This window comes from Lentzea sp. NEAU-D7 (assembly GCF_026242055.1).
In the GTDB taxonomy this organism is placed as follows: domain Bacteria; phylum Actinomycetota; class Actinomycetes; order Mycobacteriales; family Pseudonocardiaceae; genus Lentzea.
Genome location: NZ_JAPJDL010000023.1, coordinates 1 through 17,893 on the forward strand (window position 1 = coordinate 1; position 17,893 = coordinate 17,893).

The window sequence follows — 17,893 nt, forward strand, 5'->3', positions numbered from 1 at the left end:
CCCTCGCCCTTCGTCGTTCGTCGTCACCGCAGCCAGGGATCGGCCTCGACCACCGGCAGGGCGTTCCACCAGCGGGCCCGAGCCCAGGTGGCCGCTGCGGCCGCAGCGGCCACCGCGATCAGCAGGGAGGGCGTAGACCACGTGGTGGTCGATGACCGGGTTGGTCGACATCGTGGGCTCTGCGGCCGAGGTGTGCCGCGCGGCGGCCATTCGGCGACCCACATCAGCAGCATCATCACCGCGCCGGCGGCGGCCGCGATCAGCAGGCCGACGCCGAGCACCGGCGCCACGCCGATCGCGAGCAGCCCGGCCATGAACAGCACGTCGGCCCACCAGGCTTTGGCGATGTCGTGGAACACCGACTCGAACGGCCCGACGGCGACCCGGCTGAGGAAGCCCTTCGTGGGCGATCCTCCCTCGAACCACGCGTTCCCGGGCTGTGTCGCCGCGCAGCCCAGACCGAACGCCTTGTCGGCGAACGCTCAGAGGAACAGCAAACCGGTCGCGATGCGCAGCACCGCCGGGGAAGCGGCACCCGTTCCAGTTCTCCGGCGGATGCGGGTGGTCACCGCTCCTGGTCTCGAAGAAGATCGATGACGGGGCGGCGGGGTGTGGCCGGCAGCGGATCGGCGTTGAACGCGGCCCAGCCCACGCGGATCACGAGCTGCGGGCAGGTCGAACCGCCGAGCACCTCGTCGCGCACCAGCTCCCTCGTCTCCACGACCTCCAGCGGCTGGCTCAGCGGACAGGACGCGAGGCCCGCGGAGGTCGCCTCCAGCAGAACGGCGCTCGTCGCCTCCCCGGCCCGCAGCCGGGAGAGGTCGTCGTCGGACGAGGTGCTGAGCAGGATCAGGGAGCCCGCGTCCTCGCCGAGCACGGCGGGTCCGCCCTGCAGCAGGGCACCCGGCGCGAACTCGCGCATGCGCAGGTCGCCGTAGTGGTGGGAACCGGCCGGGATGTTCGCGGCGGGAACGCCGGCGGACGCGCCGGGGTACACGCCGCTCCACTCGCGGATCTCCGCGCGGTAGGCGGGATCGGTGCCCTGGACGTCGGCGGCCTTGCCGATGGCGATCAGGAGCTCGTCGCGCGCCTTGCCCGTGGCGACGTGGGCGTCCACGCCCTCCGCCCGGGCTGTGTCGACGAGCTGGTCCAGGAGCTCGTCGGGGGCGGGCCACGAGGAGAAGGCGCGCCGGTCGGTGCGCCTGCGGGGGATCGCGGAGGCGAGCGCCACGTGCGACTCGCGTGGTTCCATCGGTTCGAACTCGATCGCGGCCAGGTGATCGGGTTGCGCGCGGTTCGGCAGGCGGTGGACCTTGGCGCGCCAGCCGAGCGCCGCCAGTCCCACCCGCAGGTGGTGCAGCGCGGCTCCGCAGCTGATGACCAGGTCCGCGCCGAGCGGGTCGGTCGCGGGCAGCGCGCGGGTCCGGTCGGCGTGCAGGTGCAGGCTGTGCGCACCCACCTCCCAGCGCCACGGCTGGGAGTTGTGCACCGACGGCGCGCGACAGGCCAGCGCCACCGCCGCTCGCACCGTTGCCTCGTCGGGCTTACCGCGGTTCATCCCGCTCACCTCCACGTAGAAGTCCTGTCGTTGAAACTCGCAGCACCGGCGGCCGCTGATGAGGGCCCTGCGTCCCGGCTTCACCGGGACCGGCACCACTCACCGCAGCATCAGAGGACCGGAGTGCCGCTCGTCGTCGACCGGCACCACCACGACGGGGCACCGCGCGTGGCGCAGGCAGTGGGTGGTGACCGAACTGAAGACCAGCACGTCCCGCCTGAGATGACCGGCTTCGCCGACGACGAGGCTCGACGCGCCCTGGGACAGCTCGACCAGCACCGGTCCCGGGGCACCGTGCGGTGTCGCCAGTTCCACCTCGACGCCGTCGGTGTCCGGCCCGAGTGACTCCAGTGCCACCCGCAGCTCTTCCTTGTGCGGCGCCTCGAAGCCCAGCTGGCACACGCCTGCCGCGAGCACGGAAGCGTTGGTGCGCTTGGCTTCCCCTACCGCCCAGGCCAGTGCGGCCCGAGCTGCCGGTGACTTGTCGACACCGACGATGATGCGTGACTTTGCGCTCATGACTCCAGCGTGCTGGCGACGAGTGCTCCGGCGCAGGGTCCTTGGGTCCTGACTCGGGAGGTCGGAACGCCCGGTCCACCCGCGCCCTTGGCAGGTGTGAGGGGGCCGGTGCGGCGTGAAGGCTGGGAGGCACAGGAACCGAAGATCGCCGGAGGGTGTCATGCGTGAACCGACAGTCGCCTCGCTGATGACTCGTGAGGTGATCACCGCGGACGTCGGGAGCTCCTTCAAGGAGCTCGTGCAGCTGTTGGAGGAGAACAGGATCAGCGCGGTCCCCGTGCTCGACGGCGGCTACCCCGTCGGCGTGGTGTCGGAGGCCGACCTGATGCCCAAGGAGGAGTTCCGCGGCGGCACCGAGGACGCGCCCGGGATGTTCGCGGGCCGGCCCGCCAAACACCGGTGGGAGCAGGCGAGCGGGGTGACCGCCCGCGACGTGATGACGTCACCGGTGAGGAGCGTCGCGCCCGGCCTCTCCGCGAGCGCGGCGGCACGGGAACTGGCCGCGGCGGGGGTGCGCAGGCTGTTCGTCATGGACTCCGACGGCGCGCTTGTCGGCGTGTTGTCCCGCCGCGACCTGTTGAAGCTCTTCCTGCGCGAGGACGACGAGCTGCGCACGGCGATTCGTGACGAGATCTTCGGCCGGGTGCTGTGGGTGGACCCGAGCACCGTCGACGTCGAGGTGACCGGCGGAGTGGTGACGCTGGAGGGACAGCTGGAGCGCCAGAGCGAGGTCGAGATCGCCGAGCACCTCGTGCGCGCCCTGCCGGGCGTGGTGGACGTGCACAACCAGCTGCGGTGCGGGTGGAACGACACCGCGCACCCGCGCCAGACCGAGATCTTCGGCTGAGGGAGCGACATGCGCATCCGAGACGTGATGACCACCGACGTCGTGGTCGTCGAACCGGACACCCCGGCACGTGAGGCGGCCCGTCTGCTCGCCGGGCGCGGGTTCACCGCGCTGCCCGTCGTCGACGCCTTCGGCGGCCTGGCCGGCGTCGTGGGCGAGGCCGAGCTGCTGCGGGACCGCCTGCCGCAGGACCCTAGGTGGCTCGTCCACGGTGAACCCGCCGAAGCGAGGCAGCAGCCCGCGGAGGTGGTGGCCCAGGTGATGAGGAAGCCGGCGGTGACGGTGAGCCCGAACGCGGACCTCGCCGAGGCCGCGGACCTGATGCTCCAGCACGGGGTGCGCAGCGTGCCGGTCGTGCACGAGGGACGCCTGGTGGGAATCGTGACGCGCCGCGACATGCTCGGCGCCATCAGCCGCGCGGACCGGGTCGTCGAGGCGGAGATCCGCAACCGGCTCGGCGTGGTCGGCGGTCCGCGGCGGTGGAAGGTCGCGGTCACCGGCGGGAAGGTGTCCGTTGTGGACAAGGGCGGCAGCGCCACCGAACGTCACGTCGCCGACGTGCTGATCCGCGCGATCGCAGGTGTGACCGACGTGGAGTTCACCACCGAACCCGTGCCCGCGGGCGGCTGACGACGACATGGCGGCCGGGCGTCCTGCACACGTCAGGACGCCGGCAGCACGGCCGCGCCGCGGATCCACTCCCGGCCGGTCAGGCCCGCAGGCTGGGCGGCACGTACTCGAACGTCGGGCCCGCTGTCGCCGTCCCGTCCTCCAGCGGCGTCGTCATCAGTGCCTGGGCCTGGGCTTTGACCTGGTACATCGTGCCCACGGTGGCGCCGAGGCGAGCGGGTTCGCCGTTGAACGCCTCCTCCAGCTGCCGCAACAGCAGGCAGTAGGTGGCGTTGAACCGCTCCTGGGCCACGCGGATCTCGCTGCCCTCCGGGTGGTCGGCCGTGCGGGGGTTCGGCCGCATGGGCATGACCGCGTCGAAGTCGACCGCGATCGGTTCCCCGGTCGGACCGGACCGCGGCGTGTCGCCGGTCTGGTAGCGCCGGCCGTGCCTGAGCTCCTGGAACCGGTAGTAGTGCGCCACCTCGTCCCGTTCGGGGTGGAAGACGTCGCGGTCGCCGTCCCAGACGTCGGTGCGCCCGGCTCCCTCGCCCTGCTCGGTGATCTCGGTCAGCGCCGCCAGCGCGGACTTCAGGTCGTGCACCGGGATGACCGCGCCGCCACCGCCGCGCAGGTGGAACTCGCCGACCTGCCGGGCCGGGTCCCCGGTGAAGACGGCGTCCTCGCCCAGTTCGTCGCACAGCCAGCGGATCCCCGCTTCGACGGCGGCGTAGAACTGCCCGATCGTTTCGTACCCGTCCGCCTCGGGCGGTGCGCCCACCGGAGCGGGCTGCTCGATCCGCGAGAACAGCTCCAGGGCCTCATGCCCGAACGGGACGAGCTGGACCTGCAGGGACCGGTCGCCGTGGGGCAGCGGGTGCGGGTACGGCGGCAGCAGCTCGGGGGTGTCGAGCCTGGGCTCGCCGCCGACCGCGTTGAGCAGGTTCGCCGCGAGCGCCAGGTGCAGCATCTCCTCCGCGAGCACGCTGCCGACCACCTGCACGGCCTCGGCGTTGCGGCCGGGGTCCAGCGAGTACAGCGCACACAGGTACGGCGGGATGGTCGCGTGCTCCAGCTCGATCGCCCACTGCAGGTGGCGGCGGAGGTCCTCGACGGTCCTGATCGCGCCACCAGAGGGCTGCAGTTCGGCCACGACGCGGTAGGAGGCGGGGTCCGAGGTGATGTGCAGACCGGGATCGTCGAACATCCGCTGCAGCGAGGCACGCCACTCGGCGTTGACGACGGCCCTGTCCAGAGCGGTCCCGGAGCTCCACTCCGCGACGTGCACGAACCGCACGTCCGGGCCGTCGGCGAGCGGCCTGTGCAGGCGGGAGCGCACGAAGCCGGGCTGGGCCGACATGATCCGCGCGTTCTCGCGGTACACGTCGACGAAGTGCTCGGCCTCGCCGGCCGGCACGGTGTAGTTCTTGATCACGACGACCGGCTCGCCGGTGCCGGTGCTCGTTTCCAGGGAGTGGCTCACGTCCAGGAAGACCGGACAGGCCCCGGTTCTGTGACAGCAGCACGCCGATGAGCGCGTCGTTCTGCTGCTCCGTCCTCATCGATGACGTGCCTACCGCGCGGGGACCTCTCCGGTCCGCGCGCACCCGGCGGTGAGGACGACTGTCGCGGCGACGAGCTGCCAGGCGGTGATCGCGTAGACGGAGCCGCGTTCCCACGTCCCGGCGGCGAACAGCACGGACGTCCCGGAGGTGGTGGCGAAGCCCAGCGCGAGCAGCGAGGTGAGGCCGATGCCGCCCAGCGTGAAGCCCGCGATCCGGGCGAAGCGGGTCCGGGCGTGGCCGCGGAGCAGGAGAGCCGCCGCGATGGTCGCGAGGTTGCCGCCGAGGATGGCCATCACCGCGCCGGTGGGGTGCAGGAGCGCGGCGGCGCCGTCAGCGCGATCGCTGTGGAAGGTGCCGACCAGCCCGTTGCCGATCGCGTGCACGACCGCCAGCGCCAGGAAGGCCCACCGCCCCCGGCCACCGGGGAGAGCCCGCACCAGGAACACCGCTCCGAGCAGGTAGAAGAGGCCCTGGTGCAGGAAGCCGAGGTTCATGACCTCCGCCAGGGGAGAGTCGATCCGCCGCTCGTCGAGGGGGTCCTCCCGCACGGCGCCGAGATCGCTGATGTAGTCGCGCGTGTAGCTGTAGCCCGGGAACGCGGACGCCGCGACGGCCTCTGAGATCAGGTACCAGGTGCTTCCCAGTGCCCACAGCGTCGCGGCGGTGATCAGCGGTTCCCGTCGCAGCTCGCCCGCTCGCGCCATTTTCGCTCCTCCACCGCACCGGTCACCCGGTCGGTGTCCTCGAGGGAATTCTGCCGGGTCCGGTGGCGGTGCCGCTGTGTGGTCGAGCGGCGCCGGCCGGGTCGCCTCCGACATGGACTCGCGAACGCGGGAAGGCCGCCCCGGAGCGCGGTCGGGGCGGCCTTGCGAGCGGTGGGTCAGAGGCTCAGGTCGAGGTCGTTGAGCACGCCGCCGACGTTGACGTCGCCGAGCTCGCCGGAGATGTCGCCGATCTTGCCGATGTCGCCGACGTGGCCGACGCCGGTCACGTCACCGAGGTTGCCGGCCTGCGACACGACGTCGCCGACGTTGCCGACCTGCTCGAGCGACAGGTCGTTGCCCGTCACGTTGCCGACGGCGGAGGTGATGTCGCCGCTGAGCACGTCCTCGACGCCCAGGTCACCGGTGTGGGTGTTGCCGGTGACGTCGCCGACCACGTCGGTGACGTGGGTGGTGTCGAGCACGTCGGTGCCGTTGCTGAGGTTGCCGACGGTGTCGGTCACCTCGAGGTCGGTGACGGTCTTCGTGACGTCGGTGATCTCGGTCGCCGGGACGACGTCGAGCGCGGTGGACGGGTCGCCGAGCACGTCGAAGCCGGTGGTGACGCCGTGCACGGCGGCCGTCAGGCCCGAGACCGCGCCGAGGACCGTGTTGTCGTCGACCTGCTGGCCGGTGGTGTTCTGCAGCGTGCTCATCAGGTCGAGCTGCTGGTCCAGGTCGAGGCCGGAGATCGCCGAGCCGAAGTCACCGAGGGAGGTGACCGGGGCGAAGTCGAGCACGAGCGGCAGCAGCTCCTGGATGTCCGCCGGGTGCACGTCACCGAGACCGGCCGAGTCGAGCGAGCCCTGAGGGTCGAGCTGGAAGGCAGACCGGGCGTCGGGGTCGCTGAGCAGGTTGAGGGTGAAGTCGTGCAGCGTCTGGGGCAGGTCCACGTCGAACTCCAGGTGCGTCGTTGTGCTGGTGCCACTGAAAGCTACGGAGAGCGGGACGTTCGCCACATCGGGTGACATGCAGGGTCTCGTTCGGGGTGCGGTGATCGGGGATCTGCTCCACGCCGAGTAGGGGTATAGGGGTAACTCCCGATCTTGGGGCCGTGACCAAACCTGAACGGGTGACGCTCCGAAGTACAGATGAACCCGTCGGCCACCAGGAGGTGCACGCGCCCATGTCCTCGATGTCGGACACGCCCTTGTTGCTCGACGACGGGACCAGGCGGACGCTCGAACGTGCGCGCGGCGCGGACCACGTCGTGCTGACCGGGCCGGCCGGGTGCGGCAAGACCACGCTGCTGCGCACCTTCGGCCAGCCGATCGTCGTCGACGACGGGCACGTGCTCGGTGAGGACGAGGTCGACGGGCTGCTGGAGGAGGTCGACGCCGGCGGCAGGGTCGTGGTCGCCCACCGGCTGCGGCCGGACAACCGCGCGCTGGCCCGCCTGGTCGGCCGGTTGCCGGGTTCGGTGGTCCGGGTGCGGCTTCGGCCGTTGTCGCCCGGCCACGTGCGCGCTCTCGCCGCGCACGTCCTCGACGCCGAGGTGAGCGAGGAGTTCGCGGAGCGCCTGCACGACCGGACCGGAGGTACACCGCGGTTCGTGCTGGACGAGCTCTCACCGGATCCCCGCGCCACGTTCGCCCGCCACCTGGACGGGCTGTCCGTCGCCGCGAGCGACCTGCTGCTGGTCCGCGCTCTCGGCGCGCCCTTCGACACCGACCTGCTCGCGGCGGTGCTCGCACTGACCCCGGACGTGGTGTCGGAGTCCGTCGAGGCCCTGCGATCGGCCGGTCTGCTCAGGATCGACGGAGCCGCCCTCCCCGTCGCCGCGGACGCGGTCGAGGCGCTCGCCCCGGCGGAACAGCGGGCGGACCTGCTGCGCGAGCTCGCTCTCGCCCAGGCCGGCCGCGCCCAGCCGGTGGCCGGCTACGCGACGTCGCTGCTGGAGCTGGGCGTGGTGGACCCCGGACTCGCGGACGTGTTCGCCGCCGCCGGTCACGAGGTGATCGACGACGACCCAGCACTGGCGGCACGGCTGTTCACCGCCGCCGGTTCCGGTTCCTCCGCGCTCCTGGCGCGGGCCAGGGCTCTCAGCGGCGACCTCGACGGCGCGGTGGACGTCGTGGACCTGGAACACGCCGACGCCGACGCGTTGCTGGTCGCCGCGACCGTGCTGACGCTGCGCGGACAGGTCGGCCGCGGCGGTGAGCTGCTCCAGCGCTCGGACAACGGCCTCGGACTCGGCTTCGCGGTGAGCGGCCTGCTCGGTGCCGGACGGCTGGAGGAGGCGCGCGCCGTCCAGGCCGGCGCGCGGTCGCGGCCCGCCAGAACTCTCACCGACACGCTCGGGCACCGGCTGGCCGACGTGGTCCTCCAGACCGTCACCGGACCGCCGATGGCCGCTGTGGCCACCGCGGTGGCCACAGCGGGGGTGAACCAGGCCGGCGCCCGCGCCTCGGTGCAACCGGACAGCCCCACCGCGCTCGCCGCGCTGATCTGCGTCCACGCGGGCGAGCTGACCCCGGCGAGGTCGTTGCTCGTCAAAGCCGTGCAGGGCGACGACGGCAGGGGGCTGCACGCGGACCGGCACCAGCTGCTGCTCGCCTGCGTGGAGCTTCTCGGCGGTGATGCCGAGGCGGCACGACGACTCCTGCGTCCCGACCTGGCCAGAGAGCCGCGGGAGGCCTTGCTCGCCGCGGCGCTGGAACTCGGCATCACCCGCCGCACCGGCGACCTCCGCACCCTGCGGTCCGCGTGGGAGCCGGCCCAGCAGGCCCTCGTCGTGCACCCCGTCGACCTCTACACGCTGATCCCGTTGACCGAGATCGCCGTCGCCGCGGCCAGGATCGGGCAGTTCCACCGCGTGGAGACGCACCTGGACGAGGCGTGGACGCTGCTCGGCGACCTGGGCGACCCTCCACTGTGGTCGGTGCTGCCCCGGTGGAACGCCTTCCACGCAGCGCTTCTGCTGGGTGACCACGCGACGGCCAAGCACCATCTCGCGGCGCTGGACGACGCGGCGGACGCGTTGCCGTTCGCCCGCGCGCTCGCGGCCGCCGCCCACTGCTGGGTCCAGGCGGGCCACGGCGGCGTCGACCACGCGCGCGTCGAGGCGGCCGCGCGGGAACTGCACGCCCACGGCATGCGCGCGGACGCGGCCAGGCTCGCGGGGCACGCGGCCATGCACACCACCGAGCGCAAGGCCATGACCCAGCTGCTCGACATCGCCCGGCAGTTCCACGGCACGAACGGCGGGCGTGGCGACGGTGGTGCCGACGTCCTGAGCGACCGCGAGCAGGAGGTCGCCGCGCTGGTGCGCGACGGCCTCACCTACCGGGAGGTCGGTGACGCGCTGTTCATCTCCGCCAAGACGGTCGAGCACCACGTCACCCGCATCCGCAACAAGCTCGGAGCGAAGAACCGCCGGGAGCTCGAACGCGCCCTGGAGGACATCGACCTGTCACCGGCGAGGTAGTCGCTCCAGCGGGGTCATCCGGCCCGGGAGGCCTGCTCCCGGAGCACCGCCAGGGCCTGGTCGGCGTGCACGTCGAACTTCAGCTCGCTCTTGACCACCTCGAGGATCCGGCGGTCGGTGTCGATGACGAAGGTGCGCCTCCTGGCGTGCAGCGGCAGGAAGCGCCGCCAGGCACCGAACTGCTTCGCCACCGCACCGTCCACGTCGGACAGCAGGGGGTAGTCGAAGCCGTGGGCGCGCGAGAACTCGCTCTGCTTGCTCACCGCGTCCGGGCTGATCCCGATCCGGTGCGCCCCGAACTGGCGGAACTCCCCGGCGAGGTCGCGGAAGTGACAGCTCTCCTGCGTGCAGCCGCCGGACAGCGCCGCCGGGTAGAAGAACAGCACGACCGGGCCGGTGGCCAGGAACTCCGACAGCGTGCGGGGTTCACCCGTGTCGTCGGGCAGGGTGAAGTCGGGGGCGATGTCTCCTCGTTGCATGGTGGTTGTTCGGAGTGCCGGGTGCCGCGGATTGGTGCCGAACCGGCCCGGCGCGGGCTTGACGTGGTTGTAGACTCCCCGCCAGGTGTGCCGGGAAGCCTGGTCGGCGTGTGCTGGACGACGCCGAGACCAGGGAGTCCTCGTGAACACCGCTGTCACCGGAACGGCCGTGGGGCCGATGGTCATCGCCGCCGTGGACCAGTTCGACGCACATCCGCTCGTCCGGGACGACCTCGCCGCCCGGATCCTGCCCGTGTCCGGCCGGCTGGCCGTGGCCGCCGCGCGGTGGCGCCCGGTGCGCAACGCGCTGTTCGCCGCGACGGAGAAGAAGATCCCCGGCCTGTGGGCGAGCATGTTGTGCCGCAAGCGCTACATCGACGATCGTCTGGACGCCACCGAGGCGCGTACCGCTGTCGTGCTCGGGGCCGGGTTCGACACCCGCGGTTGCGGGAACTGGGACGGCAGGGTGTTCGAGGTCGACCTGCCGGCCAACGTCGAGGCGAAGCACGACCGGCTGCGCGCGCTGTTCGGCTCGGTACCCGAGCGACTGACCCTGGTACCGGTGGACTTCGAGAGGCAGAGCCTCGCGGACTCCCTGGCGGAGAAGGGGTACGAGGGTGACGGCCCGGTGTTCTTCGTCTGGGAGGCGGTCACCCAGTACCTGACCGAGGACGCCGTCCGAGCGACCTTCGACTTCCTGGCGCAGGCACCTGCTGGCAGCGAGCTGGTGTTCACCTTCCTGCGCAAGGACTTCCTCGACGGTGAGGCCCTGTTCGGCGCGGAGGCGGCCCACCGCGAGTTCGTGACGAAGCGGCGCATGTGGAAGTTCGGCCTGGTGCCGGACGACGTGGCGCCGTTCGTCGCGGCCTACGGATGGGCGCAGACCGAACAGCTGGGGCCGCGCGAGTTCACCGCGCGCTACCTCGAGCCTGCTGCCCGGCGGCTGCCGGTGTCGGAGATCGAGCGGACCGCGCACTGCGTCAAGCTGTCGTCGTGACGACCCCGGTGCGGTGGCGCGACGCCGATCAGGACCGCTGAGCCCGGTGGCGTTCCCACAGCCAGCCGAAGCGGTCGATCCGCCACAGCTGCGCCATCACGACCAGGCAGGTGCCGAAGACCGTCGGCCACACCTCCAGGGCGATCAGGCCCCAGAGGATCATGCCGAACCCGATGACGCCGACCGAGACCAGCAGGCGCAGCACCGCGCGGTGGTCCGGCGGTACGAGGTCGCGGTTCTCGAGCCACGCGCGTTCGCCGTAGATGCCCCGGGCCGTCCAGCCGCGGGGTTCGCGCACGGGCGGGAACGCACGCGGGTTGACGAACAGCCAGACGACCACGGCGCCGACGGGCAGGAGACTCCACCAGCCGATCCACGTGCGGCTCCAGACAGCGAGGAGCATCAGCGGTATCGCGGCGAACCGCGTCCAGACGCTCCACGGGTTGGCGTGCCGCTGCCACGCCTCGTCCGTCATGCGGAAGGTCTTCGCGACCCGGTCAGCCAAGTCCACTGTGGACCTCCTCCAGCGCGCGGACCGCTGCGCTGACACCGTTCTCGGCGCGTGTGCGCTCGCCGAGTTCGGCGGCGCGTTCCCGGAGCGCGGGATCGGTCACGGCTCGTGTGATCGCTTCGCTGAGCGAGGCGACGGTGATCTTCTTGTGGGGAAGTGGTGGTGGGGCGACGCCGACGGCGTGCATCCGCCGCGCCCAGTGGGGTTGGTCGGCGACGAACGGGCAGACGACCTGCGGCACACCTGCCGCTAGAGCCGCGGCGGTCGTTCCTCCTCCGCCGTGGTGCACCACCGCACTGACCTTGCCGAACAGCCAGTCGTGCGGTGCCTGGTCGATGACGAGCAGGTCGTCCGAGGAGCGTGCGGCGAGCCCACCCCATCCGGTCGCGATGACGGCGCGCACCCCGGAGGCCCTGACGGCTTCGGCGACGATGTCACCGGTGCGCTGGGCGTCTCGTCCCGCCATGCTGCCGAAACCCAGGTAGACCGGAGGTGGACCGGCCTCCAGGAACTCCCGCAGCGCCGTGCCCGGTGACCATCCCGGGTCACGCGGCAGGAACCAGAAACCGGTGGTGCGCACGGAGTGCGGCCAGCCGGGGTCGACCGGCGCGACGGCGGAGCTGAACGCCTGCAACACCCTGGCGTGGTCGGGGCCGCGACCGGGGGCCAGCCCGAGGTCGTCGGCACGCCAGGTGTTGACGACACCGTTGTAGGCGCGCAAGGTCGCCGACACCGTGAGATAGGTGGCCCGGTTGAGGAACCGGGGCACCTTCGGCAGCGGCACCATGGGGCACGGGAACTGCGACGTCGGGACCCAGCCGGGTTGCAGCGTGGCCAGAACGGCCGGTACGCGCAGCACTTCCGCCGCGTGCTGCGCGGGCAGGCTCGGCGAGTGCACCAAGAGGTCGGCGCCCGAGGAGCGTGCGACGGCACCGACGTCGCGCAGCACGTCCGCCATCAGCGGCTTGATGCGCCGGATCGTCGAGATGGCGGTGAGCTTGCCGCGCACACCCCGGTATCCGTTCTCGACCGCCGTCACCACGACCGGGTCCTGGAGCAGCCTGTTCGGTCCCTCGTCGAGCGGCGCGAACTCCACGTCGTGCGAGGCGGCGCTGTCGGCAAAGGACTCGGGGGCGGCGAGCAGCGCACTGTGGCCTGCCTGCCGGAGAGCCACCGCGAGCGCCAAGAACGGTTGCACATCACCACGTGTGCCATGGGTGACCAGCAGGGCTTTCACCGGCTGGTCCTCTCGTCGACCGCGGTGAACGCGGTGAGCCAGCGGTCGTCGGCGAACAGGCCGTGGGTCAGCATCTCCAGGCCCGCGCGGGCGCCGCGCACCGCGGTCGCGGTCTCGGCCGGATCGCCTCCCAGCAACCGGCCGACGTGGTCACCGAGCACCAGCGGCGCCAGCAGCCACGAGACGTAGGTGACCGCCCGCGCCCGTGCGTCGGCCGACGTGCGGACCCAGCCCTCGGTCTCGCCCGCCGCGAGCCAGGCCTCCGTCCGGTCGACGATCTCGGCGAACAGCGCGCCGGCCGCGGGGGTGTCGTCGAGCAAGGCCCTCGCCAGATAACGCCGGACCGGCGTCGCCGCCTGCAACACCTCGCCCAAGGCCTCGGTGGCGGCTTCGCCGCCGTCGCGGATCGCGTCGAGGACGTAGTCGTCACAGGCTTGCCGGAGTCCCTCCTTGGACCCGAAGTGGTGCACCACCAACGCGGGCGACACCCCGGCGTCCGCCGCCACCGCGCGGACCGAGGTGCCCGCGATGCCGTCGGCACCGAACCGGGCGAGTGCCGCTTCGCGGATGCGGGCTCGTGCCGTCAGATCAGACGCTGAACGCATGTTCTGATTATTGAACAAGTGTTCAGTCCGTGTCCAGCGGCTCCCGTGCCCCCAGGACACGGGAGCCGCTTCGGTCAACGAGGGGCGATCCCGGCGAGCGGGACGGCGAACACGATCCGCTTGTCGATCAGCGTGCCCGCGGCGTTGAAGGCGTGCTCGGTCGCCGTCCACAGCAGACCGCTGCCGTGTTCGAAGTAGAGGTCCTCGCCGCCGACCGCCCAGCTGTAGGTGTTCATGTCCGCGGATCCGGCGAACAGGAAGCTGTGCTTGTCCGCCGAGCTGCGGCCCAGGTAGTACTCGCCCTGCCACGTCTGGACGCCCTGGACGTTGCTCTTCGGCGCGGTCACGGCCCTGCTCGGCACGGCCTTGCCGGAGGTCAGCGCGAGTTTGCGGGTGGACGCGTCGACGTCGTAGTGCACGACGCGGCCGCCGTCGATGGACAGGTCGGTGCTGCGGCCGTCCCGGTACTCACCGACGACCAGCGTGTCCGGCGTGGTGCTGCGGTCCAGCGCCAGCGAGGAGTAGCACAGCGCGCCGGGCTGGGGCACGCACGGGGACGGCGGCGTGACCGCCTGCCGGTACGTCGCGACCTGCGGCACGACGTAGCGGTAGCCGTAGGCGTAGTGCTTGGTGCCGCTCTTGCCGATCACGTCGTCCTGGTCGGTGGCGACCTCCAGCACGCGCTCCATGTCGAACACCCGCAGGCCGCGCGAGGTGTCGGCGACGTACAGGTAGCGCCCCAGCCACGCGAGACCACCGGCGTGGATCGGCACCGCCTTGAAGTTCGACGAGCTGGTGGGCTCCACCAGCAGCACGTGCCGGTACTTGCCGCTCACCCGGTCCACCAGGGACAGCCGTGCCCCGTGGTCCGTCGGCGTCCCGGCTTTCGCGGTGTCGTAGTGCCAGCTCACGGCCATGACCTTGTTCGGTCCCCACTGGCCGTCGTCGTCCGCGTCGGACGATCCGGTCACGCCCTGGGGCACCCAGTAGGACACCTTGCTGTCGCTGTCGTCCCAGCAGAACCGGTCGCTGCTGTGCAGGATCTGGTTTGCTTGCAACGGGATGTCCGTGCGGTCGTAGAACTCCGGCTGGGCCTGCTTGCGACTGGTGGAGCAGTCGTTCGTGGACCGGTTGGCCGCCGCCAGGACGTCCGACACCGGCAGGCGCGAACCGAGCGTGGACGCGAGTCCCGCGGCCTGGGTGTCCAGTGACCAGTCCGGCGTCAGCGAGAACGCGGAACCGTCCCGTTCGGTGATCTGGTTGGGCGCTGCTGCGGCCGGCGTTCCCGCTGCCAGCAACACCATCGCGACGATGAACCCGAGTCGTTTCACGGCGTCCAGGTTCATGCGGCGGGAGTTGTCCAGCAACGGTTGATCAGCCTGGACAATCATTCGTAGTCGAACAGAGGAGGTGCGGGTGGGACGGCCAGAACGTCCGCTCGACCCGAACGAAGGCCCGGTCCAGCGCTTCGCGTGGGAGTTGCGCCGGCTGCGCGAGAAGGCCGGTTCTCCGAGCTACCGGGAGTTGTCCAGAAGGGCTCATTTCTCGTCCACGGCGTTGTCCGAGGCGGCCGGGGGCACGCAGCTGCCGACGCTGGCCGTGACGCTGGGGTACGTCGAGGCCTGCGAGGGGGATCCGGAGCACTGGGAACGGCAGTGGCGGGAGGTGGTCGCCGAGATCCTCGCGCCCGGCGACGAGAGCGCTCCCTATCTCGGTCTCGCGGCGTTCCAGCCCGAGGACGCGTCGCTGTTCCGCGGCCGTGAGGAACTCGTCGAGCACCTGGTGGGGGAGGTGGGGAAGCGGTCGTTCCTGGGGGTTTTCGGGGCGTCCGGATCGGGGAAGTCGTCGTTGCTGAGGGCCGGTCTGGTGCCCTCGCTGTCGTTGTCGCCGGTGGTGCTGACGCCGACCGCCCACCCGGTGCGGGAGCTGAGGGCCAGGACCGCGGACCGGCCGGGGCTGGTCGTGGTGGACCAGTTCGAGGAGACGTTCACCCTGTGCGCCGACCGGGACGAGCGCGAGGCGTTCGTCTCGGCGTTGTTGGCGTGTGACGCCAAGGTGGTCATCGGTTGCCGGATCGACTTCCTGGACCGGTGTGCCGCGATCCCCGCGCTGGTCACGGCGCTGCGGGACGCGCAGCTGCTGTCCCACGCTCTGCTGGAGACCTGGCGGAGGCGGGAGAACAACAGGCTCACCCTGGCCGGGTACCGGGCGAGCGGCGGGGTGTCCGGTGCCATCGCGGCCACCGCCGAGCAGACGTTCACGGAGCTGGGTCGCGCTGACCAGGCCGCGGCCCGCTCGTTGCTGCTCCGGCTGGTGCAGCCCGGTCAGGGCGCCTACGACCTGCGGCGGCGGGTCGCGCTGGACGAGGTGATGGGGCCGGCGTTGAACGCCCTGGTCACCGCGCGGCTCGTGGTGGTCGCGGACGGTGGCGTGGAGCTGGCGCACGAGGCGTTGACCAGGGCCTGGCCGCGGCTGCGGACGTGGATCGAGGAGGACCGCGAACGCCTTCATCAGCACCAGGACCTCACGACGGCCGCGCACGCCTGGGACGCCGTCGACCGCGATTCCGGTGCCCTGTACCGAGGTGTGCGGCTGGAGGTCGCGCGGTCGCTGGCCGCGGACTCGCCCGTCGCGTTGTCGCAGCTGGAACGGGAGTTCGTCGCGGCGAGCGAGGTGCACGAGACCGCCGAACGCGCCGGCGTCCGGCAGCAGGCCCGGCGGTTGCGCACCCTCGTCAAAGCCCTGGCCGTGGCGCTGGTCGCGTGCCTGGTGATCACGGGTGTCGCGGTCGTCCAGCGCCGTGCCGCCGTCGCCGGGGAGAAGGTCGCGTTGTCCCGGCAGCTCGCGTTGCAGGCCCAGGACCTCAGCGGGTCGTGGCCGGACGCGGCGGAAGCCCTTGCCGTGCAGGCTTTCCGCACGTCACCGACGATCGAGGCGCGCGGCGCGTTGCTGAGCACCGCCGCCTACAAACCACCGCGGGTGCTGCTGAAGGACCACCGCGGCGCGGTGCGGGCGGTGGCGTTCAACCAGGACGGCTCGCTGCTGGCGTCCGCCGGGGACGATCGATCCGTGCTGGTCCGCGCGCCCTCCGGGACCGCTCCGCCGATCGCGCTGACCCAGCACTCGAAACCGGTGCGCGCGCTGGCGTTCCACCCGTCCGCTCCGCGGCTCGCCTCTGGCGGTGAGGACGAGCAGATCGTGTTGTGGGACCTGAAGACGAACGTCGCCGCGCACGTCCTTCCCCTGCCGCACGGCCGGATCAACAGCATCGCCTACAGCGACGACGGCCGGCTGATGGTGTCCGCGTCGCAGGACGGCACGGTCGTCCTGTGGGAAGGCGCCCGGGAGGTGCTGCGGATCCCGCACTCCCTCGGAGAGGTGCACGACGTGGCGCTGGGCGGTGACCTCGTCGCGCTGGCCGGGCAGAACGGCGTGCTCGTGCACAACCGGACGACGGGCGCGCAGCAGGTCCACCAGGACCATCGCGGACCTGTACTCGCCGTGGCGTTGAACAGCGATGGCGGTGCGCTGGCCAGCGGTGGGGCGGACAGCCAGGTCGTGCTGCGGGCCGGAGCAGAGCCGAGTTTCCTGCGGCGGCACACGGCGGGGATCAGGTCCGTCGGGTTCGGACCGGACGGCCGGATGCTGATGTCGGCGGCCGACGACGGCAGCGTGCGGTGGTGGTCGGTGCCCGGCGGCGGCTGGCTGACGGGGCTGATCTCGCGCACCGGGGCGTTCTTCGCGGCCGGGCTGAGTCCTGACGGGACGAAGCTGGCGGCGGGCGGCGACGACAGCGTGAGCGTGTGGCAGGTCGCCCTGCCCGCGTTCACCGGACACGCGGCTCCGCCGTTCGGGGTGACCGCGGCGGCCGACGGGCGGATCGCGACCGGGGGCGCGGACAGGTCCATCAGGGTCTGGGACCCGTCCGGGACGCTGATCACCGAGCTCGCCGCGCCCGCGACGGTGAAGTCCGTCGCGTTCCACCCCGGCGGAACCCTGGTGTCGGCGGGGGAGGACGGCGACGTCACCGCGTGGGACCTGGACTCGCGAAAACCGGTGCGCACCATCGCCGAGCACGACGGTCCGGTGACCAGCCTGGCGCTGGCGGGGAACGTGGTCGCCTCCGGCGGCGCCGACCGCACGATCAGGCTGGTGGACCCGGCTTCCGCCGCGCCGCCGCGCACCTTCCCGGTCGCGCACACGGCCGCGGTGGAGGCGTTGGCCCTCAGCCCGGACGGCACGGTGCTGGCGTCCGGGGGCAACGACGGGCGGATCGTGCTCTGGGACGTCGAGCACTCCCGTGAGCTCGCGGTTCTCGGTGAGCTCGGGAACGCGTTGCGGGACATCGCGTTCACGCCCGACGGCCGGACGCTGATCACCGGGGACGCCGGCGGCGCGGTGATCTTCTGGGACGTCGCGGCCCGCCGGCAGAGCGCGACCCTGCCCGGTCAGCGCGGCGCGGTGCGGGAACTCGCGCTCAACGCCACCGGAACGCGCCTCGCGGTGGCCGGCAGCGACACGGTGATCACGTTGTGGGACACCGGGACCCGCGAGCAGGTGGCCACGCTGACCGGCCACACCGGCCCGGTCAACTCCGTCGCGTTCGACGGCGACGCCCTGGTGTCCACCGGCGCCGACCCCCGCGTGATCAGGTGGGACCTCGACCCGGACGCCGTGATCGCCCGCGTCTGCGGCGCCCGCGTTGGCCGCTGTTGATTGGCCAGGCCGCTGACCTGCTGCTGGACAACCCCGCGAGCCCCTACGAATGGCGGTGCACA

General features: G+C 71.9%; 16 protein-coding genes. 5 read left to right on the plus strand and 11 right to left on the minus strand.

Annotated features, from left to right (window positions below):
- Positions 1-23: 23 nt before the first annotated feature.
- The 3 genes from ORI60_RS35360 to ORI60_RS35370 form a co-directional block, all read right to left on the minus strand.
- On the minus strand, positions 24-359 hold the full coding sequence (locus ORI60_RS35360; protein ID WP_416234542.1) for a hypothetical protein: 336 nt from the start codon (positions 357-359) through the stop codon (positions 24-26).
- A gap of 206 nt (positions 360-565) precedes the next feature.
- A complete protein-coding gene (locus ORI60_RS35365) occupies positions 566-1,558 on the minus strand; it encodes an Acg family FMN-binding oxidoreductase (protein WP_266042358.1) in 993 nt (330 codons plus the stop codon).
- Between the two features lie 99 nt (positions 1,559-1,657).
- On the minus strand, positions 1,658-2,077 hold the full coding sequence (locus ORI60_RS35370) for a universal stress protein (protein WP_266042359.1): 420 nt from the start codon (positions 2,075-2,077) through the stop codon (positions 1,658-1,660).
- 160 nt (positions 2,078-2,237) lie between these two features.
- On the opposite strand from ORI60_RS35370, the gene ORI60_RS35375 reads away from it, so the two are divergent.
- Both ORI60_RS35375 and ORI60_RS35380 read left to right on the plus strand, forming a co-directional pair.
- Positions 2,238-2,924 carry a CBS domain-containing protein gene (locus ORI60_RS35375; protein ID WP_266042360.1) on the plus strand — a complete coding sequence of 229 codons (687 nt, stop codon included), beginning with the start codon at positions 2,238-2,240 and terminating at the stop codon, positions 2,922-2,924.
- Between the two features lie 9 nt (positions 2,925-2,933).
- Positions 2,934-3,554: a CBS domain-containing protein gene (locus tag ORI60_RS35380; RefSeq protein WP_266042361.1), complete on the plus strand. Its 621-nt coding sequence runs from the start codon at positions 2,934-2,936 to the stop codon at positions 3,552-3,554.
- 79 nt (positions 3,555-3,633) lie between these two features.
- On the opposite strand, the gene ORI60_RS35385 is transcribed toward ORI60_RS35380, so the two are convergent.
- The 3 genes from ORI60_RS35385 to ORI60_RS35395 all read right to left on the minus strand — a co-directional run bounded on the left by ORI60_RS35385 (position 3,634) and on the right by ORI60_RS35395 (position 6,830).
- The gene (locus tag ORI60_RS35385) at positions 3,634-5,016 is read right to left on the minus strand and encodes a ferritin-like domain-containing protein (protein WP_266042362.1); all 1,383 of its coding nucleotides are present in this window, start codon (positions 5,014-5,016) and stop codon (positions 3,634-3,636) included.
- A 90-nt stretch (positions 5,017-5,106) separates the two neighbouring features.
- Positions 5,107-5,802, minus strand: a complete 696-nt coding sequence (locus tag ORI60_RS35390) for a DUF998 domain-containing protein (protein WP_266042363.1) — start codon at positions 5,800-5,802, stop codon at positions 5,107-5,109.
- 176 nt (positions 5,803-5,978) lie between these two features.
- Positions 5,979-6,830: an IniB N-terminal domain-containing protein gene (locus ORI60_RS35395; protein WP_266042364.1), complete on the minus strand. Its 852-nt coding sequence runs from the start codon at positions 6,828-6,830 to the stop codon at positions 5,979-5,981.
- A 155-nt stretch (positions 6,831-6,985) separates the two neighbouring features.
- On the opposite strand from ORI60_RS35395, the gene ORI60_RS35400 reads away from it, so the two are divergent.
- Positions 6,986-9,286 carry a LuxR C-terminal-related transcriptional regulator gene (locus ORI60_RS35400; RefSeq protein ID WP_266042365.1) on the plus strand — a complete coding sequence of 767 codons (2,301 nt, stop codon included), beginning with the start codon at positions 6,986-6,988 and terminating at the stop codon, positions 9,284-9,286.
- A gap of 14 nt (positions 9,287-9,300) precedes the next feature.
- Here ORI60_RS35400 and ORI60_RS35405 read toward each other — a convergent pair whose 3' ends face one another.
- Positions 9,301-9,765: a peroxiredoxin gene (locus ORI60_RS35405; protein WP_266042366.1), complete on the minus strand. Its 465-nt coding sequence runs from the start codon at positions 9,763-9,765 to the stop codon at positions 9,301-9,303.
- Between the two features lie 142 nt (positions 9,766-9,907).
- Between ORI60_RS35405 and ORI60_RS35410 the strand changes: the two genes are divergently transcribed.
- On the plus strand, positions 9,908-10,762 hold the full coding sequence (locus ORI60_RS35410; RefSeq protein ID WP_266042367.1) for an SAM-dependent methyltransferase: 855 nt from the start codon (positions 9,908-9,910) through the stop codon (positions 10,760-10,762).
- 28 nt (positions 10,763-10,790) lie between these two features.
- Here the strand turns inward: ORI60_RS35410 and ORI60_RS35415 are convergent, their stop codons facing one another.
- The 4 genes from ORI60_RS35415 to ORI60_RS35430 form a co-directional block, all read right to left on the minus strand.
- On the minus strand, positions 10,791-11,273 hold the full coding sequence (locus tag ORI60_RS35415) for a DUF6653 family protein (RefSeq protein ID WP_266042368.1): 483 nt from the start codon (positions 11,271-11,273) through the stop codon (positions 10,791-10,793).
- The gene (locus ORI60_RS35420; RefSeq protein ID WP_266042369.1) at positions 11,260-12,510 is read right to left on the minus strand and encodes a glycosyltransferase; all 1,251 of its coding nucleotides are present in this window, start codon (positions 12,508-12,510) and stop codon (positions 11,260-11,262) included. Before ORI60_RS35420 ends, ORI60_RS35415 begins: the two co-directional genes overlap by 14 nt.
- On the minus strand, positions 12,507-13,115 hold the full coding sequence (locus ORI60_RS35425) for a TetR/AcrR family transcriptional regulator (RefSeq protein WP_266042370.1): 609 nt from the start codon (positions 13,113-13,115) through the stop codon (positions 12,507-12,509). The genes ORI60_RS35420 and ORI60_RS35425 overlap by 4 nt, the downstream gene beginning before the upstream one ends.
- Positions 13,116-13,189: 74 nt before the next feature.
- Positions 13,190-14,506: a hypothetical protein gene (locus ORI60_RS35430; protein WP_266042371.1), complete on the minus strand. Its 1,317-nt coding sequence runs from the start codon at positions 14,504-14,506 to the stop codon at positions 13,190-13,192.
- A 25-nt stretch (positions 14,507-14,531) separates the two neighbouring features.
- Between ORI60_RS35430 and ORI60_RS35435 the strand changes: the two genes are divergently transcribed.
- On the plus strand, positions 14,532-17,831 hold the full coding sequence (locus tag ORI60_RS35435; RefSeq protein ID WP_266042372.1) for a hypothetical protein: 3,300 nt from the start codon (positions 14,532-14,534) through the stop codon (positions 17,829-17,831).
- Positions 17,832-17,893: the final 62 nt, after the last annotated feature.